This window comes from Nocardia gamkensis NBRC 108242 (assembly GCF_001612985.1).
Classification (GTDB): Bacteria; Actinomycetota; Actinomycetes; order Mycobacteriales; family Mycobacteriaceae; genus Nocardia; species Nocardia gamkensis.
This window is the reverse complement of record NZ_BDBM01000032.1, coordinates 1-20,237: the sequence shown is the minus strand read 5'-3', so window position 1 is coordinate 20,237 and position 20,237 is coordinate 1. Positions and strand designations below refer to the sequence as shown.

At 66.8% G+C, this 20,237-nt stretch carries 20 protein-coding genes; 7 read left to right on the top strand and 13 right to left on the bottom strand.

The genetic code is table 11. From position 1 onward, the window contains the following. Positions 1 to 72: 72 nt before the first annotated feature. Complete coding sequence (locus NG1_RS23890; RefSeq protein ID WP_062974328.1) at positions 73 to 1,341, bottom strand: TMEM143 family protein; 1,269 nt, start codon at positions 1,339 to 1,341, stop codon at positions 73 to 75. A 1,218-nt stretch (positions 1,342 to 2,559) separates the two neighbouring features. Further along, positions 2,560 to 3,159, bottom strand: a complete 600-nt coding sequence (locus NG1_RS23885) for an ABATE domain-containing protein (RefSeq protein WP_210750078.1) — start codon at positions 3,157 to 3,159, stop codon at positions 2,560 to 2,562. An 87-nt stretch (positions 3,160 to 3,246) separates the two neighbouring features. Here NG1_RS23885 and NG1_RS23880 point away from each other — a divergent pair, with 87 nt between their 5' ends. Then, complete coding sequence (locus NG1_RS23880) at positions 3,247 to 4,038, top strand: MBL fold metallo-hydrolase (RefSeq protein ID WP_062974471.1); 792 nt, start codon at positions 3,247 to 3,249, stop codon at positions 4,036 to 4,038. 7 nt (positions 4,039 to 4,045) lie between these two features. Then, complete coding sequence (locus tag NG1_RS23875; protein ID WP_062974324.1) at positions 4,046 to 5,305, top strand: MFS transporter; 1,260 nt, start codon at positions 4,046 to 4,048, stop codon at positions 5,303 to 5,305. Positions 5,306 to 5,552: 247 nt separating this feature from the next. On the opposite strand, the gene NG1_RS23870 is transcribed toward NG1_RS23875, so the two are convergent. Together NG1_RS23870 and NG1_RS23865 are read right to left on the bottom strand one after the other, a co-directional pair. Next, positions 5,553 to 5,969 carry a VOC family protein gene (locus NG1_RS23870; RefSeq protein ID WP_062974322.1) on the bottom strand — a complete coding sequence of 139 codons (417 nt, stop codon included), beginning with the start codon at positions 5,967 to 5,969 and terminating at the stop codon, positions 5,553 to 5,555. A 76-nt stretch (positions 5,970 to 6,045) separates the two neighbouring features. Continuing rightward, on the bottom strand, positions 6,046 to 6,540 hold the full coding sequence (locus NG1_RS23865) for a DoxX family protein (protein ID WP_062974320.1): 495 nt from the start codon (positions 6,538 to 6,540) through the stop codon (positions 6,046 to 6,048). Positions 6,541 to 7,316: 776 nt separating this feature from the next. Here NG1_RS23865 and NG1_RS23860 point away from each other — a divergent pair. Next, complete coding sequence (locus NG1_RS23860; protein WP_062974318.1) at positions 7,317 to 7,709, top strand: group I truncated hemoglobin; 393 nt, start codon at positions 7,317 to 7,319, stop codon at positions 7,707 to 7,709. Positions 7,710 to 8,034: 325 nt separating this feature from the next. Here NG1_RS23860 and NG1_RS23855 read toward each other — a convergent pair whose 3' ends face one another. Both NG1_RS23855 and NG1_RS23850 read right to left on the bottom strand, forming a co-directional pair. Further along, positions 8,035 to 8,496 carry a YybH family protein gene (locus tag NG1_RS23855; RefSeq protein WP_062974316.1) on the bottom strand — a complete coding sequence of 154 codons (462 nt, stop codon included), beginning with the start codon at positions 8,494 to 8,496 and terminating at the stop codon, positions 8,035 to 8,037. 10 nt (positions 8,497 to 8,506) lie between these two features. Then, the gene (locus NG1_RS23850) at positions 8,507 to 9,091 is read right to left on the bottom strand and encodes an NADPH-dependent FMN reductase (RefSeq protein WP_062974314.1); all 585 of its coding nucleotides are present in this window, start codon (positions 9,089 to 9,091) and stop codon (positions 8,507 to 8,509) included. A 134-nt stretch (positions 9,092 to 9,225) separates the two neighbouring features. Between NG1_RS23850 and sigJ the strand changes: the two genes are divergently transcribed. Beyond that, entirely contained in the window at positions 9,226 to 10,116 is an 891-nt protein-coding gene (gene sigJ / locus NG1_RS23845; protein ID WP_062974312.1) for an RNA polymerase sigma factor SigJ, read from the top strand. Between the two features lie 91 nt (positions 10,117 to 10,207). On the opposite strand, the gene NG1_RS23840 is transcribed toward sigJ, so the two are convergent. Together NG1_RS23840 and NG1_RS38870 are read right to left on the bottom strand one after the other, a co-directional pair. Further along, positions 10,208 to 10,870, bottom strand: coding sequence for a response regulator (locus NG1_RS23840; RefSeq protein WP_062974310.1), 663 nt, complete (start codon positions 10,868 to 10,870; stop codon positions 10,208 to 10,210). Beyond that, positions 10,867 to 11,949, bottom strand: a complete 1,083-nt coding sequence (locus tag NG1_RS38870; protein WP_062974308.1) for a sensor histidine kinase — start codon at positions 11,947 to 11,949, stop codon at positions 10,867 to 10,869. The genes NG1_RS23840 and NG1_RS38870 overlap by 4 nt, the downstream gene beginning before the upstream one ends. A 194-nt stretch (positions 11,950 to 12,143) precedes the next feature. Between NG1_RS38870 and NG1_RS23830 the strand changes: the two genes are divergently transcribed. After that, positions 12,144 to 12,488: a DUF6223 family protein gene (locus NG1_RS23830; RefSeq protein WP_062974469.1), complete on the top strand. Its 345-nt coding sequence runs from the start codon at positions 12,144 to 12,146 to the stop codon at positions 12,486 to 12,488. A gap of 75 nt (positions 12,489 to 12,563) precedes the next feature. On the opposite strand, the gene NG1_RS23825 is transcribed toward NG1_RS23830, so the two are convergent. From NG1_RS23825 to NG1_RS23800, 4 genes are all read right to left on the bottom strand, one after another. Next, on the bottom strand, positions 12,564 to 14,516 hold the full coding sequence (locus NG1_RS23825; protein WP_062974306.1) for a S1 family peptidase: 1,953 nt from the start codon (positions 14,514 to 14,516) through the stop codon (positions 12,564 to 12,566). A 158-nt stretch (positions 14,517 to 14,674) separates the two neighbouring features. After that, on the bottom strand, positions 14,675 to 15,178 hold the full coding sequence (locus NG1_RS23820) for a bacterial transcriptional activator domain-containing protein (protein ID WP_062974302.1): 504 nt from the start codon (positions 15,176 to 15,178) through the stop codon (positions 14,675 to 14,677). Between the two features lie 862 nt (positions 15,179 to 16,040). Beyond that, on the bottom strand, positions 16,041 to 16,238 hold the full coding sequence (locus NG1_RS23805) for a ferredoxin (RefSeq protein WP_062974296.1): 198 nt from the start codon (positions 16,236 to 16,238) through the stop codon (positions 16,041 to 16,043). 12 nt (positions 16,239 to 16,250) lie between these two features. After that, positions 16,251 to 17,435, bottom strand: a complete 1,185-nt coding sequence (locus NG1_RS23800) for a cytochrome P450 (protein WP_062974294.1) — start codon at positions 17,433 to 17,435, stop codon at positions 16,251 to 16,253. A gap of 233 nt (positions 17,436 to 17,668) precedes the next feature. Here NG1_RS23800 and NG1_RS23795 point away from each other — a divergent pair, with 233 nt between their 5' ends. Continuing rightward, a complete protein-coding gene (locus tag NG1_RS23795; RefSeq protein ID WP_062974292.1) occupies positions 17,669 to 18,334 on the top strand; it encodes a TetR/AcrR family transcriptional regulator in 666 nt (221 codons plus the stop codon). A gap of 134 nt (positions 18,335 to 18,468) precedes the next feature. Here the strand turns inward: NG1_RS23795 and NG1_RS23790 are convergent, their stop codons facing one another. After that, positions 18,469 to 19,326 carry a LysR family transcriptional regulator gene (locus NG1_RS23790; RefSeq protein ID WP_210750080.1) on the bottom strand — a complete coding sequence of 286 codons (858 nt, stop codon included), beginning with the start codon at positions 19,324 to 19,326 and terminating at the stop codon, positions 18,469 to 18,471. A 96-nt stretch (positions 19,327 to 19,422) separates the two neighbouring features. Here NG1_RS23790 and NG1_RS23785 point away from each other — a divergent pair, with 96 nt between their 5' ends. After that, the gene (locus tag NG1_RS23785) at positions 19,423 to 20,151 is read left to right on the top strand and encodes an SDR family oxidoreductase (RefSeq protein WP_062974290.1); all 729 of its coding nucleotides are present in this window, start codon (positions 19,423 to 19,425) and stop codon (positions 20,149 to 20,151) included. Positions 20,152 to 20,237: the final 86 nt, after the last annotated feature.

Sequence of the window (20,237 nt, the reverse complement as noted above, 5' to 3'; positions counted from 1 at the left end):
GATCGAACCGGTGACACAGGCCCGCCGACCGAGCGCACTTCCCTGCTGAGAAGTCGATTCGTGGGCAACGTCTCAGCCGGCGGTGACCCCGACTCGCCGTGCAGCCGCGGTGTCACCTGTTTCGCGCTGGATTCGAAATAGGTTGTCCCAGTGACGATCCAGCCGCTGTTTCGCCTCGGTCAGCGGCACCGCCTCCAGTGCGCCGTGCTCGTCCTCGACGAGCAGTTCCCACTTCCGGAGCCTGCTGATCCCGTCGCGGATCCGGAAGTCGAAGGTTGCCTCCCATCGCCGACGGAACCACTCCTCCACCCGCTGATCGAGTTCGGCTGCGGTGAGCGGCCGGTCGGCGGTGCGCAGGAAGTGGTAGGCGAGGACGGCCTCCTTCACCTCCGATTCCTCGGCAGCGCCGAGCAGATGGTGGAACACTCCCGCGTCGTTGTCGAGGTTGCGGAAGTAGAGGTGTTCCGACAGCGTCTTCATCAACTTGATCTTGCGGTTCTTGAACTTGGAGAACTGGCGCACCAGGTAACCGCCGAAGGCCGCCAAACCGGCGCCCAGGGTGAGCAGCGTGGCCTTATCCAACCGTACGGATTCCTCGCGCAGCCCGAGCCAGAACGCCAGCAAGAGAACCAGCGGCCCCAGCGACGCCACCAGCTTCGTGACGACCACGATAATTCCGGAGACCACCGCGGGCACGCCGATCAGCAGCTTGTCCAGTGGTCGCATCCGGATCCGAACGATCGGATACAGCATCTCGAGGTCGTTTCTCGGGACGTTCCCGAACAGCTTCAGCAGCACACCTCCGTTGGGGCGATCCGCGACCTCCTCCGGCCGCTCGGCGAACGCGATGTATACGAGAACCTTGCCGTAGCTGGTGAATTCGACGCTGCGCCGCCGTAAGCCGAACAGCCACCGAACTTGCTCGGTGCGCTGTGATACCCCGCGCCGGAAGAACATCGCGGTATCGATATGCTCCTCGTCGAGTTCCAACCGCACTTTCACCAGGGAGTGCTCGGCGAAGGCGCGCACGATCTCAGCGGCATCTATGCGCGTGAAATCCGCCGCCTCGGCCAGCGCGACCAGCTCGGCTTCTACCCGTGCCCGTGCCGCCGCCCGGTCCTCGGGAGTAGCGGCACGGATGGCCCGTTCATCCTCCGCGGGGTCGACCACGTGATAGGCGTCGAGCACCGTCTCACCACGCACATGGAACTCGTGATGCACCACCGCCGCCAGCAGCCGCGCGAACTCGGCGAACGATTCGCGTTCCGCGTCGGGAAGCTCGTCGGCGCACAGAGAGATCACCGCGCTCTTGCGGAACGGCAGGAAGTGTTCGGCATCCATCGGCAACTCCTCTCGACGGACCGGACCGTCGGCTACCACCCTATGGGGCGCGCATGGATGCCGGACGCACGCGCATGCCGATGTGCGAACTGTTCTGGCCGAAGGGAGGTTATCGCTATGCGACTCCTACGCGGGGTTGTCGGAACCACTGTCGGTAGGTTTCGTGCCGGAATCGATAGCCGGTGCCGATTACGCGCAGGAAGCCACTGCGACAAGCCCATTCGAGAAATAATCCGGGCCGGGCTGCAAACGACGAGGTGAACTGGAAGACGAACTATCCGCTCGTTGCCTCGGCCTGTTCGACGCCGACGATTCCGCCGTGCGGGAAAGCATCATCGTCACGTGCGTTCGCCTGTTAGATCAGTAGGGTGGTGACGGTAGACGTGTGGATTCCGCCGCGCGGAGAATGTAGTCACCGCTCCCTATGATGTCGTGGTGCTGACGGTCGGCCGGGCAAACACCCGAGGCTGCCGGAGTATGGCCGTCGTAGAACAAACCCGAACACTTGCGGCACCAGCGCCACTTGGATGATCCCCCTACCCCGTCCCGATTGGTCACGTCTTCCAGTCGGTAGTTGCCGGATCCGAAAGCCACGTGACCGGGTTGTTCGCTGAACTGAGGCGAAGGGCATATTCCGCGAAAGCCGAAATTCCCTTCGAACCAGAGCCCTTGGCACTGCCGACACCACCTCCATTCGGACTGACCCTCGCCACCATCAGGGTCTTCCTTCAAGATGAAGTCGCCCGTTCCATCGTCGTGGTGGCCGCCGTCGAAGATGTCGCCTGCTGGGCAGCCGCCGCGGGTATTGTTGCCCGAGAACCAGAGACCACTGCAACGCGCACATCTCTTCCAAAGGCGCTGTGTGGCCGAAGCCGGTGCAGCGTTCTCCATGATCAGACATCCGGCGGCAGCGGCTATTCCGACGCCTACTGTCATACGAAGCAGTGTGCGACGCGGAGTGGGTATCAAATCGTTGGTCGTCACAAGATCCACGTTCCTCCCCGGACACGGTCTCTTCGGAGTCGCCTCCCCAGGCCAGGATGCTACCGCCGAATCAGCACGAGCACAGCGCTTTCAGAAAGCGAGCCTCCGCTTGACTCTTGATCGGATCGGTCGTCTCGCGACTGATATCCGGAAACGGGCCGGAGGCCACACAGCCCCGGCCCACGGGGTCCAGCGGTCACGTGGTGCCAAATGCTCGGGAGATCGGCGGCACGCTCAGTTCGCTTTGGCGCGGGCGTAGGCGCGGGCTGCGCGAGCGCGGTCGCCGCAGCGCGTGGAGCACCAGTGACGGCGGCCGTGGCGGATCAGGTAGCGATTGCACGGGATGGAGTCGCAAGTAGTCAGGAAATCGGCGTCGGAACCGGTGAGCAGGTCGGCGGCGTCGGCGGCGAGCGTCGCGAGCGCGCGGTCGAGGATCTCGTTGGGTGGACATACCGCGGCGCGGTAGGGGCCGTTCGTATCATCCCATTTCAGCAGGGGGGCTGTCGGGGTTCTGCTCAGCGCGTCGTTGACGGCGGCCAGTGCTGCCGGTAGTGCGGGCCGGCGCGCGACGCGGGCAGCGAACAATGCCCTGATGTGTTCGCGTAGTGCGCGCAGCTGCGTCGCGCACATTTCCTGCACTCCCGCATCGGCGGGAGCGAGGCCACGTTCGGCGAGCCACCGGTTCGTCGATGCCGGAGTGCCGAGCAGGTCGATGAAGTGCCCCCCGGGGAGCGCATAGGCGCTGTCGGCGAAATCGAGGGCGAGGTACTGCTCGGCCCCTGGTGCGGACGGCAAGGCGGGCCCGCCGGTCGAGATCTCTCGCACGTCTTTCACAACTCTCATGTTACAAGTTGCTTTTATCCGTGAGAACGACCTACCCTCCTCACGGATAGATTGAACTTCATCCGTGAGGAGTTCGTAGTGGCATCCCCCGCAAGCCCCACCGACCAGCATGTCCGCGTGCGCATCTTCGGCGGGCCGACCGCCCTGTTCGAATACGGCGGGCTGCGGTTCCTCACCGACCCGACCTTCGATGCGCCTCGTGACTTCCCGCAGCCCGGCGGCCTGCTGACCAAGACCGCGCCGACCGCCGCCACCCCGGCCGACCTCGGTCGCGTCGACGTGGTTCTGCTCTCGCACGACGAGCACCCCGACAATCTCGACGACTCCGGCCGTGCCCTGCTCGCCGAAGTGCCGCTCACCCTCACCACGCCGGGTGGCGGGCAACGCCTGGGGAATGGCGCCAAAGGCCTCCTCGACTGGGAGTCGATCGAGCTGGATCGCCCCGGCGGTGGCACGATCACCGTGACCGGCGTGCCCGCGATCCACGGGCCGGGCACCCGCGAGGAGGTCGAACCCGTCACCGGCCAGGTCGTCGGATTCGTGCTGACCGGCGAAGGCCTGCCCACCATCTATGTCAGCGGTGACAACGCCTCACTAACCGCGGTCGAGCAGATCGCCGAACGTTTCGCGCCGGTGGACACAGCCATCCTCTTCGCTGGAGCGCCCCGCTTCTCCATTCTCTTCGACGGCGCGCCGATCGTTCTCGACAGTGCCCAGACCGCCGCGGCCGCCGAGATCCTTTGTGCGCGTCAGGTTGTTCCCGTTCATTACGAGGGATGGGCACACTTCACCGAAGGCCGGGCCGAACTGGTCGCCGCCTTCACCGCCGCCGGACTCCGCGACCGCCTCGATTTCGGCCAGAGGGTCTGAGTCCGTCGTGACGACTTCGGTACCTGCCCACACCGGCGATGCCCCCGGCGCCCGGGCGCAGCGTCGCACCCTGTTCGTCCTCGTCGCCGCGCAGGCCCTCAGCGGAGCGGGACTGGCGGCGGGCCTAACCGTCGGTGCACTGCTGGCGCAGGACATGCTCGGCTCGACCAGCCTCGCCGGTCTGCCCAGTGCGCTCGGCACCGCGGGCTCCGCGCTGGCGGCCGTTACCGTCGGACGCATCTCGCAAGCCCGCGGCCGCCGCACCGGCCTGGTCGCCGGCTACCTGGCCGGCGCCATCGGCAGCGTCGGAATTATCGCCGCCGCCATCGCGGACAATCCGATCCTGCTGTTCGCCGCGCTGTTCGTCTACGGCGCCGGAACCTCCACCAATCTGCAGGCCCGGTATGCCGGAGCCGATCTGGCCGACTCCGCCCACCGCGCCCGTGCCGTGTCCACCGTGCTGGTCGCCACGACACTCGGCGGCGTGGCCGGCCCCAACCTCACCACGCCGACCAGCGACCTGGCACACGAACTCGGCATCCCCCACCTGGCCGGACCGTTCCTGCTCGCCGGCGCCGCATACGCGTCGGCGGCAGTGGTACTGGCCATCTGGCTGCGCCCCGACCCGCTGCTACTCGCCCGCACACGCGAGGCCGACCGGGTCCTCGCGCAGCCTGATGATGCCGACATTCCGCCGCGTCCCGCGGTCGAAAAGCGCGGCCCCGGCGTGTGGGCCGGTGTAGTTGTCATGGTGCTCACTCAGTTCGTGATGGTGGCGGTCATGACGATGACACCCGTCCACATGCGCGACCACGGCCACAGCACCACCGCCGCCGGCCTGGTCATCTCCATCCATATCGGCGCGATGTACTTGCCATCGCCGGTGACGGGCTGGCTCGTAGATCGCTTCGGCCACTTCACCATCGCAGCGGCCTCAGGGCCGACTCTGCTCGGCGCCGGAGCAGTCGCCGCCTGTGCCCCCAACGACTCCGTCACCCTGTTGACGACCGCACTCACGTTGCTCGGGCTCGGCTGGAACTTCGGCCTCGTCTCGGGCACCGCGATCATCACCGACACCGTGCCGCTGGCGACCCGCGCCAGAACACAAGGCATCCTCGACGTCACCATCGCCATCGCCGGCGCCACCGGTGGCATGACATCGGGACTGGTCGTCGCCGCTGCCGATTATCCCACGCTGGCCATCGGCGGCGGCATCCTCGCACTGGCCATCGTGCCCACGATCGTCGCCACAGCACGCAAACCCTGACCCGGCTCATGCTCTTCACCGGAAATGCCTGGTGTGTGATCGCCACTACATCCCAGTCCACCGGACCTGGAGACCCGGGCGCGGCGCGGCCATCGTCCTGCCCGCGCAGAGCCCGGGCGCGATCCGGTTCGAGGTCCGGCTCACGGGCGACACGGTCCCCGCCAACTGTTGAGACGGCTCAGACCAGGACGACTTCCATGCGTCATATGTGCCACCGCGGATGCCGAGGCTCTCCGGGAAGGGGCGATCACTGCTTGCGTACGACCAACTCCAGCGCGATGTTGTCCGGGTCGCGGAATTCCAGAATGTACATGGCACCGAGATCTTTCACCCCCTCGTGCGGGATGCCGAGTTCGTCGAGCAAGGCAGCCGCCGAATCGAGATCCGACCGAGTGGCGAGGGCGAAGGCGAGGTGGTCGAGTCCTACTCGATCTTCGTCGAACTCGTCGCTGGCGACAGGGCGAAGCCCCAGCAGTGCATTACCCATCTGGTAGATCACACCGCCGAAGAGGAACCCGAATCGCGCACGGGTGGCTTCGTCCGCGTCCGCAGGACACTCCCACGCGATCGGCCATCCGAAGACGGCGTCATAGAAGGCCCGGGATCTGTCGATGTCGGTCACTGTCAAGCGAACATGGTCGAACGAACTGGTGGAAATCGGCATGATCAAGATCCTGTCATGATCACCGTGCTTCGTTGAGGCAAGATTGCGGGACCTGGCGAGGGACTATGCCTCGGAGTCACCGGTTCGATCGTCGGCGTCCTGGCGGTTCCGGCCGTGTGAGCAGGGCGTCCAGTGACCAGCGGCCGGGCCCGGCCCACAGCAGGTAGATCAGCCCGAGCAGCATCGCTACATCTGTGCGCGCGTCGTGGGCCATCCCCCAGATGCCTTCTACTCCTTGGAACCCGCCCGGGCGCAGCTCACGCAACTTGGTCAGCACGATCGCCAGGACGATATCGACCAGTAACGGCAGCGTGGCGAAGCGGGTCAGCAGTCCGATGACGATCAGGAGCCCGCAGGTGACCTCGACGACGCCGTCGAGGTTCGCGAAGAAGGTCGGGGCCGGGATACCGATCCTTTCGAACCGGCCGGGGCCCAATTTGTCCGGATAGAGGAACTTCTGGATCCCCTCACTGAGGAACACCAGCCCCACCGACAACCGGATACAGATCGCTGCCGCCGGGCCATCCGTACCGAGGACACGCCGCCATGACCAGCGATCCGTTCCCGCCATCGGTGCTCGCCTCCCGATACCACGCGCGAGCCTACCGAGTGAGCACCACGCGGACGGCCGATCGCGCGGCCCCGATGCCGGGGCGTTATGGTCCTCCGCAGTCGACGCGGCGACCGCACGTCCGTCACCCCCCACGGAGCCGGGTCACTGGGCTACACCGCCGTCCGAGTCCTCGCGCCGCCGTGGCCGGTGCCGCGCCTACCGGGCGTGGACGACTTCGCGCTTCGACACCGGACACCGAAAGGCGCGGCACCCTGCGCTGGGGTCCAGCCCGGCCGGCAGCGGGTATCGCCCTGCTATCAGGCATCGTGATTTTCGCCGCCCGCAGCACCAGCGTTTGCTACAGCATAGCGAATAACTTAATTGACCGGGAAGCTGCCTGTTGGAGATCTGTAAAACCATGCACTATATGTGGATCTAACTGCACTTTCATATGACTTCCAATCGGGTGTCGCACCGGATGGCAGACACCAGCGACGGTCGCATACTCTATGGAATATGCAGTAACATAACTGGGCGGCATCGAGTGCGGCGAAGCGAGCAGGGCGGCGCTCTGGTGTGCGACCCCGTGGCGCCGAGCGAGTACGGAGGTTGGCGTGAGCGGCGATATCAGAACCGAAGGTGTTACGGAATCTTCGAGTTCTCAGCGGATTCAGCGAGATGTCACCCTGACCGGCCTCCACCGCTCGGCAGCTCCGAATCCGTCGTCATTGCCGACATGCCGAGTCGCCGTCTCCGAACGCACATCTGATCGCCCGCAATCCGAGGAGCCCACCGTGGACACAACGTCGGCCACGCCCTACGACCGCACCCTCTACGCCCGGGCCGGGGGCCACGCTGCCCTCGAAATCGTCGTAGAAGACCTCTACGCCCGCATCCTGGCCGACGAGGAACTTGCGCCATTTTTCACCGGCGTCAACATGCCGCGAGTGAAGGGCCGCCAGGTCGAGTTCTTCGCCGCCGCCCTGGGAGGACCGACGCCATACACCGGGCCGCGGATGAAGCAGGTCCACCAAGGTCGAGGCATAACCCGGCACCACTTCGACCGCGTCGCCGAACATCTGACCCAGTCCCTCCGAGCGGCTGGTACGCCACCGGCTATTACGGCCGAGATCATCGCGGCGGTCGCTCCCCTCGCCGACGACATCATCTCCAAAGCGATCGAATAGGTTGCGCCACTCGTTCGACGGCTGTCTGCTCCGCGCATCACCTGGGGCTACGTCATCCGATCACCCGCCGGCACCCTGCTGTCCGATCCGGCATCCGCCACGCGGGCTCTCCGTGGCGGCCGCCGGTTCGGCCGACGCCACGGTCACAGCGGGCAGACTCGACGATCGACACCGCCGGCTTCGGGGGCCGATCAGGAGAAGCAAGGCGTCAGGCGAGGCCCGGAGCCGCTGTGGTGGGCGGCCCCGGGCCTTCGATGCGACCGGATATCGGCATCACAACGTCTCGAGCGATGCGTCAGGTTCTCGACAACGTTTCGGCGGCCCGTCAGGGCTCGAGGTCGACCACGCCTTTGCCACTGGAGATGTCGAGCGGTACCGAGACCTGGTCGTGAGCGATCAGCCAGGCGTTGTCGATCTTCCGCATGCCGTACGTGACCCGGACCCACATACCGCTCGTTGCCGCTCCGTTCTTCAACGTGCCGCTGAGCCGAGCGAAGGCATGCCCGAATGCCACATCCCCGCCTACGGTGAACGTCAGGTCGCGGACCTCATAGGTCACACTCTCGAAGAACAGGAACACCTTCGCCCAGTTCTCGAGTTTCGCCGCTATCCCGATATGCTGGAGCGGCGGCTCGACATCGAAGGACACGACGTCGGGCGTGTACATCTGCTTCAGGACCTCGAGATCCTTGATTCGCAGCCCTTCGATCACCTTGTCGATTGCTCGGCGAAGCTCGACTTCATCGGCCTCGGTGTCAGCTGACTGAAAGTTGTTGATTCCGGTCATAATCGGCTCCTCAGGAATTCATGAGAGTGGTTTCGGTGCCGGTCCGCAGCGGCGCCAATGCGGTGCTCCAGGCGATGAGCTGATCCAGCGTCTTGTCGAGGGCGGCGGCATGATGATCGCGCGGTGTGAAGGTGGTGTGGTTTTCGAAATCGGTGAGCACCGAAATCGTGACCTGATAACCCACGTCGGCCATACCCAACGTGCTGCAGACTGTGCGTAGCTGCACCACCGCGCGAGCGCCGCCGTTCACGCCGTAGGAGACGAATCCGACCGCCTTGTCGGTCCACTCCGCGAACAGGTGATCGAAGGCGTTCTTCAGTACTCCGGGGACCCCGCCGTTGTACTCCGGGGTCACCACCACGAAGCCGTCGAACGGGGCGATCCGCTCGGCCCAGGCGCGGGTATGCGCGTTGCTCGACGGACCGAACATCGGCGCCACCGGTTCGTCCAGATGCGGTAGCGGGTGGTCGCGCAGATCGATCAGTTCGAACTCCGCGTCGCCGCGCTGCGATGCCGTTTCCAGGACCCACCGGGCGACCTGCGAGCCGTTGCGGTTGGGGCGGGTACTGCCGAGGATAATCCCGATTCTGGTCATTTCCGGAACTCCTGCTCTGCTGAAGGTGTCACAACCTTCCGACGACGCAGCCGTCCGGAATGTCAGGCCGCCTCACAAATCGGTTCGCTGATTCGTCGAATTCGGTGAGGACGCACACACCGAAGGAGACGACCATGACCGACCCGCACCTGCGCGCGGTGATCAGTGAACGCCGACAGCTGATCAACCTCGCCTACCGTCTGCTCGGCTCCCTCGCCGAGGCCGAGGATGTGGTGCAGGAGACCTACGCGCGCTGGTACGCGCTGTCGGAGTCGCAGCGACGGAAGGTGGATGCGCCCGGCGCGTGGTTGACGACGGTCGCCAGCCGGATCTGCCTCGATCTACTCGGTTCGGCGCGCGCCAGGCGGGAACGCTATGTGGGCGAATGGATTCCGGAGCCGGTACCCGGACGGTCCGAATGGCTCGATGGTCCCGACTCCGTCGATCCCGCCGACCGGGTCACCCTCGACGAGTCGATCAGCATGGCCTTTCTCGTCGTGCTGGATTCCATGACTCCGGCCGAGCGAGTGGCGTTCGTTCTGCACGACGTCTTCCGCTACTCCTTCGCCGAGGTCGCCGAGATCGTCGGGCGCACTCCCGCGGCCTGTCGCCAGCTCGCCTCCAGCGCCCGCCGCCGCATCGATACCACCCGGGGTCCGTCGAGCACCGAGCGCGCCGAGGTGGTCCGGGATTTCAAACGAGCTTGGGAGACAGGGGATATCGAGGCCCTGATCGGGCTGCTCGATCCACAGGCTACCGCGACGGCCGACGGCGGCGGCCTGGCACTGGCCTTCCTCGACCCGATCCACGGCAGCGAGCAGATCGCCCGCGCCTGGATGGAAATCGCCACCTACGGCCCTGCGGTGACCCTGGTGGAGCGCACGGTGAACGGCCAGCCCGGCCTGGTGGCACGGCTCGATGACACCATTGTCACGGTCTACGCTTTCGACATCGCCGACGGCCGGATCACCCGCATTTGGGCGATCAGGAATCCGGAGAAATTGCAGCCCTGGACGGCCGGGTGAACCGAAGGCCTGCGGTCGCAACGCCCGGCCGTGGCCCCGAGCAGCTTCGAGGCAGGGGCTGAGCGGACGGCCGAGCGAGGCGAGGTGGAGGTCAGGCTCGGCGCGGGGTCACCAAGCCGGATTCGTAAGCCAGGACGACCAGTTGAGCGCGGTCGCGGGCGTGGAGCTTGGTCATGGCCCGGTTGACGTGGGTCTTGGCGGTCAGCGGGCTGATCACCAAGTGCTCGGCGATCTCGTCGTTCGACAGGCCCCGGGCGACAAGCGTGACGACCTCCCGCTCGCGGTTGGTCAGCCCGGCCAGACCGGGAGCCTCACCGGAGTCCGGTGGCCGGCTGACATACCGGTTGATCAGTTTGCGCGTGATCGACGGCGCGAGAAGTGCGTCACCCCGGGCCGCGACCCGAACGGCGTGCAGGAAGTCCTCCGGATGGATGTCCTTGACCAGGAACCCGGCCGCACCGGCGCGCAGGGCGTCGAAGATGTGCTCGTCCAGGCCGTAGTTGGTCAGTATCACCACGTGCACCCCCGTCAGGGCCGGGTCGGCGGCGATGCGCCGGGTCGCCTCGATGCCGTCCACGACAGGCATCTGGATGTCCATCAGTGCGATGTCGGGCAGGTGTTCGCGGGCCAGCTCGACGCCCCGCGCGCCGTCGGCGGCCTCGGCCACCACTTCGATATCGTCCTCCACGTCGAGCAGCGCACGGAAACCGCTGCGTATCAGCGGCTGGTCGTCGACCAGCAGGACGCGGATCAAGGCGCCCGCTCCACGGGCAGCTCGGCACAGACGGTGAAACCGCCCCCGCCGCGGGGCGCCGTGTGTAACCGGCCGCCGAGGGCGGTGACCCGCTCTCCCATTCCGAGCAGCCCCACACCCGGCACCGGCATGGTGTCCGGTGTGGCTCGGCCGTCGTCGTCCACCTGGATCACCAGGGCGTCGGGGCGGTGTTCGATATGGACCGAGGCGGTGGCGGCGGCGGCGTGCCGGGTGATGTTGGTCAGCGACTCCTGGACGATCCGGTAGGCGGTCCGGTCCACGGCCGCGGGCAGGGCCGCACGCTGCCCTTCGACCGTCAATCTCGCGTCCAGGCCGGTCGCGCGGACCCTTTCCACCAGCTCCGGCACGTGATCGAGCCCGTGCGACGGTGCGCGGTCGTCGCGCAGGGCCTCCAGGGTGGCCCTGAGTTCCCGGGATGCCTCGCGACCGGCCGCCAGGATCGCCAGCAGCGCCTCTGGCACGTGCTCGCCGCGCTTGCGGGCCAGGTGCACGGCCACCTCGGCCTGCACCTTGATCACCGAGATCTGGTGGGTCAGCGAGTCGTGCAACTCGCGAGCGATGTGCAGCCGTTCCTCGTCGGCCCGCCGCCGTGCGGTCTCCTCGCGCGTGCGCTCGGCCTCCTCGGCCCGCCGCTCGGCCTGCCGCAGCGCTTCACCCGCCGCGCCCGCGGCGACCAACCATGCCAGTTGCAGCACGCCCCGGGTCTCCGCGAACGCCTCGCCCATGAGCAGTCCGCGCGGCGAGATCAGCAACGCGAAAGGCATGACGAGCACCATGAGCACCGACCCCGCCACAGCCGCCACCCGCTGCCCCGCGCGGAACGCGGCATACACGGCGAACAAGAATGCGACCGCGGGCACATCGACCCCGAGGGCCTGGTACGCCAACGCGGTCAGCCCCGTCACCGCCAGCACCACGACCGGCGCTCGGCGGCTCGCGGCCGACGACAGCCCGCCTGCGACCAGCAGCACCCACCCGATCGCGGGCCCGGACAACCCCGAGACGAGCTGGAATACCGCGATGCCCACGGCGATCGCCCAGTCCCGAAGCCGTTCCATGGGTGCACCCTAACCCCATGCCCGCGTTGGGACGTCGTGCACGGGAATGATCACCGTCTACTGCGCGGGCAGTACTCCTTGTGGTTTCGTACGCCCTCTGCGGCAGCGTGAAGTGCCTGCGCGCGCAGGACGACCGGAAGCGGGTGCGGCGGAGAGGATGGGCCACGTCTCAGTCGTTGGAGAAGGAGCATGTCGTGTCCGTTTCTCATGTACTCGCCGCCTCGGAAATCCTTGCCCAGTCGGGCGCCTCAGGGTTGACCGCCGGGCGTTTCTGGTCCCTGGTGGGTGTCGCGGTGGGACTTGTCGGGGTCGTCACCGGCGTCCGCGTCCTCATCCGCCACACCGGACGCCGCGCCGCGACGACCGCGCTGGCTGCGGGAGTGACCGGCCTGGTGATCGGCGGGCTGGTCGTGGCAGCGGCCAAAGGCGGTCCCGGCACCGGATACGGGATCGTCGGCGGCTTCCTGTCCCTGGCGGTCGGGCTGGTCGCCGCTGCCCTCGGCGCGGTCGCCCTGACCAGGAATCCGCAGGCCCGTTGACCGCCCGCGCGGGGTTGAGGCCATCCGACAGATCGGCGGCGAGCACGTTTCGATCCGGCACATCTGACGGAGGCGTCACCGCAGCCTGCGGCGCCTTCGTGTTGCGGCAGTGATCGGATCCACCGCGGACCAGGCGTTCAGCCAGTCGCCGACGCGCTCCGGCCGGTGCGGTCCTCGGACGAGGAGTTTGCCGTGGACCGCGTCCAGCCCGAGGGGACTGCCGAGAGTGAGCAGCACGGCGACGTCGAGCTGGGGCTGGAGCCGGGTGAGCACATCCATCGCGACCACGGTGCCGAGACTGTGGCTGACCAGGGTGAGCCGTCCCGAAGCGGGGACGGTCTCGAGGACACAGTCGAGTACCGCTTGCCGGATCTGCTCGTCGGCCAGGTACATGGCGACGTCCCGGAAGACTTGGGCGATGATGAGCTCGTCCAGGTCGGTGCGGGCAGCCAGCCAGCTGAGCTGCCGCTGCAACCTGCTCACGATCGCACTGCCGATCGAACCGAGTCCTTCTACCTCGATGCGGTCGGCCGGTAGATCGTCCTCGTCGGGCATGCCGGCATCCGCGGCAGCGTTCTGCAGAATCTGTTCGTACAGCTGGCGAGCCGGCGGCGTGGTCGGCGCCATGGCGAGGGCATGGTCGATCGCCATGGTTTCAGGCGCGAGAGCCGTTCCCTCCATGGGCTGCAGCAGGGCTGCCAAGCGGTCGCCGTAGAAGGGGAAGTACGCATCCGCGGGATCGAGCGGAGTGAGCCCGGCGAGGGTGAGGCCCTTGTTGAGTCCGGCGGTCCACTCGCGGCGCACGAGCTCGGGATCCCGGCCGTGCTGGCTGCGGCCGTGCAGGAACAGCAGATGACGTGTGCCGCCGAAGGCCCCTGCTCGGGCGGTGAGGCCATGGCGGAGTTCTGTGCTCTCACGCGGCACCGCAGGTATCAGCTCGGTGCGGTCCTCTGCAGGTGCGACGCGGTGGCCGATCGCCGGTGGTCGGGTGACCGGCCCGGCGTCGGGACCGAGTTCGGTGAGGAGTTCCTGGTCGCGCGCCGAACATCGCAGTCCGGCCAGGTGCGTGAGGATCGCACTGATGCGCACCCCCTCGTTGGCGGTCCAGGCGATCGAGTCGTCGCCGTCGCCCTCGTGCCAGACTGCGCCGTCGCGGCGCAGAATCCGGCCTTGATCGTCGGTGCGCGGTACCCCCGAGTGGTGCAGCGCGACGACTTCCCACTGGTCGTTGAAGACCGGCGAGCCGGAGTTCCCCGGTTCGGTGTCGGTCGAATAGTGCAAGAAGTCATCGAGCTGCAAGTCGAGCTGGTTTCGGCGGATCCCGATCTCCTTCAGCCTGCCCATCGGGTGGCCGACGATGTTCATCGCCTCACCGATGACGATCTTTCCCTGGTCCACGATCAGGCGGTTCCACCAGCCGACGGCATCCCCGGGCGGGGTGCCGTCGGCGCCGGGACGGACCGGCACAAGAGTGAAGTCCAGGTGCTCATCGGTGACGAAGAAGTCGGGGTCGAGACGGAACCGCGCGGGAAGGCGGGGATCGTTGTCGATCGTCGTCTCGGCGCCGAACTCGATCACGACCTGCCGGGCGGTGTCCTGATCGGGAAGTACGTGATTGTTGGTCAGGAGCAACCGGGGCGATACCAGGAACCCGGTGCCCATAGGTACTTCTCGGCCGTTACGACTCAGCGAGATCCGCGCGACCGTGGCTGCCGTGCGAGCGCCGCGGCAAAGGAAGTTGACCGGTTGGAGTTCATTGCTGGCGCCGATGATTCGTTCGAGCGTCGTAATCCGGTCGGAGGGCTCGGTTCTGCCTGCTTCGATCATGGCCTCGACCGGCACCTCGCCGCTGGTCGCCAGCCGCTGCGCCCGAGCGCTGATCTGTTCCGGAGAGTCGACAACCGGGCTGTCCTTTATTTTGCGACGTTGCTCGATGTCTTCACGCTTGGTCTCGGTCTCGACGTAACGCTCTGCGGCGGCCTCGATTTGCTTCAACCACGCCGCCTGGATTTGTTCGCGATAATTCATGATGCAACCGCCTGGAAGCAGAGGGTGATGTGGTCAGGTTCCCTACCGGCGGAGTGTTCCTCATGCGCGTCACATCGCCGTCACTTCACCGTTGGTCCCGGCACGGCAGTGCCCGATGACCTACGCCACCCGTCGATACGGCGCCCGTGTGCCTCGTGTCAGAGCTTCGGGAGCGACTCGATCGTCGCGGCGCCGCACTTGTGGACGCGAAGGAGAAGTTCGTCGCATTCCGGCGACGGCTCCGTGCCGAACTCGGCCGACAGCAGGCCTCGGTATCGCTGGTATTCCCGGAGGGCGTCGATCTTGTTGCCCTGCGCGAGATGGATACGCATCAGGATCCGGCGGGAGCTTTCCCGGAGCGGCTCTGCTGCCACCACCGCCGACGCGGCCATCAGGGCGGCGCCGACCTGTCGACGCTGCAGCAACGACTCGGCCGCCGCTTCCAGCGCCGCGACCCAGACCAATCGGTACCGTTCCCGGTCGATGACCACCCACTCCTCGTCCCAGTCCGGCAGCAGAGCTGCGCGATTCAGGAGCAGCGGGACGCGTGCGAGGTCCTCCGAGCACGGTTGGTGAACCAGTCTCTGCGCCAATTCGCTCAGGTATGCCAGATCGACGGCCACGTTCGAATGGAGGCGAAGCCGATCACCGTTGATCTCCACGACTGCGTCCTGAATGCGGCGCAGGCGTCACAGAGCGGTTCGCAGACGCTGCGCCGCGCAGTGACCAGCGCATTCCGGCCATAGCGCACCGGCGAGGCGGCCACGGGAAACCGGTCGATTCAGCAGTGCCAGATAGGTCAGCACCCGTTCGGCAGCGTGCGGAACGGAAATCCGGCGGCCACCGCTGTGCAGGGCGAATTCCTCGATCAATGTGAGCTGGGAACACGTCCTATGCGGGGCATTGTGTTCGATGAGCACCATTTCATCACTCGATCGCGGCGTGGGTCTTCATTCGGCAGACGTACAGCGGACGGATCTCGGCTACCTCACACTGGCTATCGTGCCCAGGCAATGAACCAACGGCACGAGTAGCCGACTACGTCAACCCGGGGCGAGCGACGTCGACGAGTCACCCTCATCGGCGCGGGCACAGAACGCACGGCCGCGTAGCGGACTACTCATATGCGGTAGCGGGGTGAGGTGGGAGCAGCGTCTTGGTCGAGCAGCGATCCTTACATGAGCGGTGCTCACATCGATCGACACGATCCGACGCTTCCGGTCGTCGGGATTCGGGTGGGGTGGGCTGTCAGGCAACGCTGCAGTTGCGACGCGGCGGAGGCGGCATGGTCCGTGGTGCTCCCGGTTACGTGCTCGTCCGGCCCGACGAGCACGTGCGGATGGACGCCGTCACAGCCCATCGTGTTCGACGGCGGGTCGTGCAAGACCACTTCCGACCGCCGCGGTCCGCGGCTGTCGGCGCCGATGATTGTGATCGAAACGCTGTGACCGGCGGCGCGTAGTTCACGCGAGGCGGTGATCCCGTGATCGCCTCGCCGACGATGACGATCGAGTCGGGCGGGGTTCATGGGTGTTCTCGCAGAGCGGCTACCGGGCAAGAGTCTGCGGCTGCCCGGGCGACGGCGACATGCTCGTCCGGAACGTCGGTGCCTTCGAATCGGTAGGTCAGTTCGGCGTCGTCGTCGAGGCTGAACACGGCGGGAGCTTGTTCGGCGCACAGGCCGTGGCCTTCGCAGCGGGTGTAGTCGACGGAGATCTTCATCGCGGTAGCCTTTCAGGCGGGGACGAATTGCAGGGGAAGGCGTTCGAAGCGGTGGATGATGTTGTTCATCGCCCATTCGCCTGCGCCGGCGATCTCGATGCGTTCGACGCGATCGACCAGTGCGCGGAGTATCGCTTGGGTTTCCAGCCGGGCCAGGCCCTGTCCGGCGCAGCCGTGAGTGCCATGCCCGAAGCCGAGTTGGCGGGAGGCGTCGCGGCGGATATCGAAGGTGTCCGGGTCTTTCCACTCTTCTGGGTCTCGGTTGGCGGAGGCGTAGATGACCACCACCCGCGCACCTTTAGGGATCGTGGTGCCGGACACCGTGGTTTCCCGCACTGCTTTGCGAGAGAACGCTCGCAGAGGTGACTCGTAGCGCACCACCTCGTTCACCGCGTTCGGAATCATCGCCGGGTCCGCCCGCAGCATCTGCCACTGGGAAGGGTGGGTAGCGAAGAGATACAGGGCGCTGGAGATCGCGCCGATCGTGGTGTCCAGCGAAGGCGCGAGGTAATCGATCAGCAGCGCCGGACATTCCGAACGCGGGTGGTTGCCTTCGTCGGCAGCCTGTAGGACCTCCTCGCCCGCACTGCCGGGCAGCAGGTCCCGGTCGCGGGCGAGCCGCCGGGTGAAGCGCATCATCTGCGCGCTCGTGGCAGCGGTCCGGATCGATCGGCCGTTGATCGGTCCCAGCGAGTCGAATGTCGCTGCGGCCCAGCGCAGCAGGTGTTCGCGGCCGTGCTCTGGCCAGCCGATCAGATCAGGGACGACCGACATCGGCAGTGCGGTCGCGAGCTCGACGCCGTCGATCACACCCTGCGAGACCGCTGCCTCGACCGCCGCCACTGCCTGCCGGTCGACGGTTTCCCGCATCGTGCGCAGCGCCTTGGGTGTCAGCCGGTGCGCCAGTAACGCGCGCCGACGGCTGTGTTCCTCGCCGTCACTGTTGAGGGTGGTACCACGAGAAAGCCGGTTCGCCACCGGATTCAACGCGACGCCCTCGCCGGAAACGAACGTCTCGTCGTCCAGCAGTACGGCTTTGCATTCGGCGTAACGCGGCACCGCGTAGGCACGCTGCTCGGTCAGCCACACCACCGGACCCAGATCCCGCAACCGCGCGTAGTGCGGGTACGGGTCGAGAATCGCTGCCCGGGAGTACATGTCGGGCTCATAGCTCGGGGTGGCAATGCGATTACGCATCGAAACTCCTCAAACACTGAACAGTTATCGGCCGGTGCGGAACAGGTGCGGCTCCGCTTGATGGCGAAGACCGTCCGGTCGCTTCGCTCGGGGCGGGATGCGGCGGATCGCATGAGCGCCATGTCACAGGCTACGGCGTCGATTGACTTCATGTCAACGACTTGAAATCAACTTGTGTTTCGCCTGGTAACCCAGCACTATCGGACTGGAGGCCGTTGACGGAAGGGGTACCGATGACCTCGGCAGCACCGAAAGGGCGCACGGCGCGGGCGGCGCAGGCCGCCGAGACCCGGCAGCGGCTCATCGACGCCGCGGTCGAGGTGTTCTCCGCGCAGAGCTACGAGGAGGTGGCCGTCGCCGATATCGCGAAGACCGCTGGTGTCGCCCACGGGCTGCTCTTCCATTACTTCGGGAACAAACGCGGCATCTACTTGGAGGCAATGCGCGATGCCTCGGACAAGATCGTCCGAGCACAGCGGTTGGATCCCGACCTCTCTACCGCCCAGCAGATCCGGGCCGCATTGGCCGCCCATTTCCGATATCTCGCCGCGCACCGCGGCTTGGCGCTGCGCCTGGTTCTGAGCGGGCGCACCACCGACGCCGAGATCGGGGAGGCATTCGAAGCCGGGCGATGGCGCGCCATCGAGAGGTGGTGCACGCTGCTCGGCCTCGACCCGGAGGTCCCCGCCCTGCGCATGATGACGCGGTCGAGTATCGGCGCCCTCGATGAGGCCACCGTCTACTGGTTGCAGAACGACGAACCGTTCGACGTGGAGCATATGGTCGACTGCATGCTCGAGATGGCCGCGGCCGGGTTGCGCGCCGCCGCCACCCTCGACCCCGAGCTGGATATCACCGCCGCGGTCGGCACGATACTGGAAGCCCGTTGGAAGCGGTGAGCGCGTACGAAGGTTGGTCCGGCTGATTTGTTTCGGGTTGGTCCGCTCCAGCGATAGCGCGCCGCCGCCGGTGGATCTCGCCACCAGTAGATCTACCGATGACGCTCATGGGTGTGAAGATCGTGCGGAATCGGCTAGAGGCGGGTAGCAGTCCGCACGAGATCGGCGACGGCCTTCGAGCGGCTGTGCGGTGGCCACGCGATCACTGTCGTGACGGCCGGGGCGTCCAGCACCGGCACGGCGGCGTGGTCGCCGCGCAGATGTGCCCGCACGGACTCGGGCAGGATCGCCGAAGCCCGTCCGAGGGCGATCAACTGGAGCAGCTGAGTATGGTCGCGAGCCAGCGGACCGGGGCCGTCGGGGTAGGTGCCGTCTCGTCGGGGCCAGCGCGGCATCGGCAGGCCCGGCAGCGCGGCGACCTCCGCCATCCGCACGTAGGGCCGAGTGGCGAGGGGATGCCCGGCCGGCAGGAGCGCGACCTGCTCCTCGGTGTACAGCTCCTCGGTGTCGAACCCGGCCGTCGCGTCGAACGGCCGGTGCAGAAGAGCCACGTCGGCCCGTCCGTCGCGGAGCAGTCGCTCTTGCTCACCGATCCCGCACAGGAGCACATCGATGGTGACCGCGCCGGGCTCGGCGGCGTAGGCGTCGAGAAGTTTGGACAGCAGTTCGACGGACGCTCCTGCCTTCGTCGCCAAGACCACGCCGGCCCGGCCGGTCGCGGCGAGGGCAGCGCGCCGGGTGCGTCGCTCGGCGGCCTCGACCGCGTCCAGCGCCGCCCTGGCCTCCCCGAGCAGCACCGACCCGGCCTCGGTCAAGGTGACGGCACGACTGGTTCGTCGCAGCAGCACCACACCGAGCCGCCGTTCGAGCTGCCCGATCGCCCGGGACAGCGGGGGCTGCGCGATCCCGAGTCGCTGCGCCGCCCGTCCGAAGTGCAACTCCTCGGCGACGGCGACGAAGTATCGCAGCTCCCGGGTCTCCACGACGCCCATGGTATCCGTCGCCCACCAGCGCCGATACCTGAGCGGTATCGCTTGCCACCCACTCGGTGTTGGACGCCCCGTCGCGGCTCGGAACAGGATCGCCGTATGAGTAGTGAACAGACGATCGCGTTGGTGACCGGCGCGAACAAGGGCATCGGGTACGAGATCGCGGCCGGCTTGGGCGCCCTCGGTTGGAGTGTCGGCGTCGGCGCCCGGGATGAACAGCGCCGCGAAGCCGCCGTGGCGAAGCTGCGGGCGGGCGGCGCCGACGCGTTCGGCGTACCGCTCGACGTGACCGACGACGCGAGCGTGGCCGCCGCCGCAGACCTGATCGCGGACCGTTTCGGACGCCTCGACGTGCTCGTCAACAACGCAGCCATAACCGGCGGCATGCCGCAGACGCCCTCCGCCGTCTCCCCCGCGACAGTGCGGACCGCCGTGGAAACCAACGTGATCGGCGTCATCCGCGTCACCAACGCGGTGCTGCCGCTGCTGCGGCGCTCGGCATCCCCTCGGATCGTGAACATGTCCAGCACGGTCGGCTCCCTCACCCGGCAGACCACTCCCGGTGCCGATACCGGCCCGATCTCCGCGGCCTACTCGGCGTCGAAGACGTTCCTCAACGCCGTCACCGTCCAATACGTCAAGGAGCTGCGCGACACCAACATCCTGATCAACGCAGCCTGCCCCGGCTTCACGGCAACCGACCTCAACGGATTTCGAGGCGTCCGCACACCGGCGCAGGGCGCGGCGATCGCGGTGCGCCTGGCGACCCTGCCCGACGACGGACCGACCGGCGGGTTCTTCGATGACGGAGGAGTAGTGCCGTGGTGACATGCCGGCCGACCGGACTCTGAGAAAGAGCCTTGTCCGGGTAGGAAGAAATCTCCAGCGCAGAGTGTAGACATTCTGATAGGCTT

What these genes read in the sequence shown, in the direction of transcription:
- NG1_RS23890 (WP_062974328.1), bottom strand. Translation starts at nt 1,341, where the DNA reads ATGGATGCCGAACACTTCCTGCCGTTCCGCAAGAGCGCGGTGATCTCT.
- NG1_RS23870 (WP_062974322.1), bottom strand. Translation starts at nt 5,969, where the DNA reads ATGCCGATTTCCACCAGTTCGTTCGACCATGTTCGCTTGACAGTGACC.
- NG1_RS23865 (WP_062974320.1), bottom strand. Translation starts at nt 6,540, where the DNA reads ATGGCGGGAACGGATCGCTGGTCATGGCGGCGTGTCCTCGGTACGGAT.
- NG1_RS23855 (WP_062974316.1), bottom strand. Translation starts at nt 8,496, where the DNA reads ATGACCGGAATCAACAACTTTCAGTCAGCTGACACCGAGGCCGATGAA.
- NG1_RS23850 (WP_062974314.1), bottom strand. Translation starts at nt 9,091, where the DNA reads ATGACCAGAATCGGGATTATCCTCGGCAGTACCCGCCCCAACCGCAAC.
- sigJ (WP_062974312.1), top strand. Translation starts at nt 9,226, where the DNA reads ATGACCGACCCGCACCTGCGCGCGGTGATCAGTGAACGCCGACAGCTG.
- NG1_RS38870 (WP_062974308.1), bottom strand. Translation starts at nt 11,949, where the DNA reads ATGGAACGGCTTCGGGACTGGGCGATCGCCGTGGGCATCGCGGTATTC.
- NG1_RS23825 (WP_062974306.1), bottom strand. Translation starts at nt 14,516, where the DNA reads ATGAATTATCGCGAACAAATCCAGGCGGCGTGGTTGAAGCAAATCGAG.
- NG1_RS23805 (WP_062974296.1), bottom strand. Translation starts at nt 16,238, where the DNA reads ATGAAGATCTCCGTCGACTACACCCGCTGCGAAGGCCACGGCCTGTGC.
- NG1_RS23800 (WP_062974294.1), bottom strand. Translation starts at nt 17,435, where the DNA reads ATGCGTAATCGCATTGCCACCCCGAGCTATGAGCCCGACATGTACTCC.
- NG1_RS23795 (WP_062974292.1), top strand. Translation starts at nt 17,669, where the DNA reads ATGACCTCGGCAGCACCGAAAGGGCGCACGGCGCGGGCGGCGCAGGCC.
- NG1_RS23790 (WP_210750080.1), bottom strand. Translation starts at nt 19,326, where the DNA reads ATGGGCGTCGTGGAGACCCGGGAGCTGCGATACTTCGTCGCCGTCGCC.
- NG1_RS23785 (WP_062974290.1), top strand. Translation starts at nt 19,423, where the DNA reads ATGAGTAGTGAACAGACGATCGCGTTGGTGACCGGCGCGAACAAGGGC.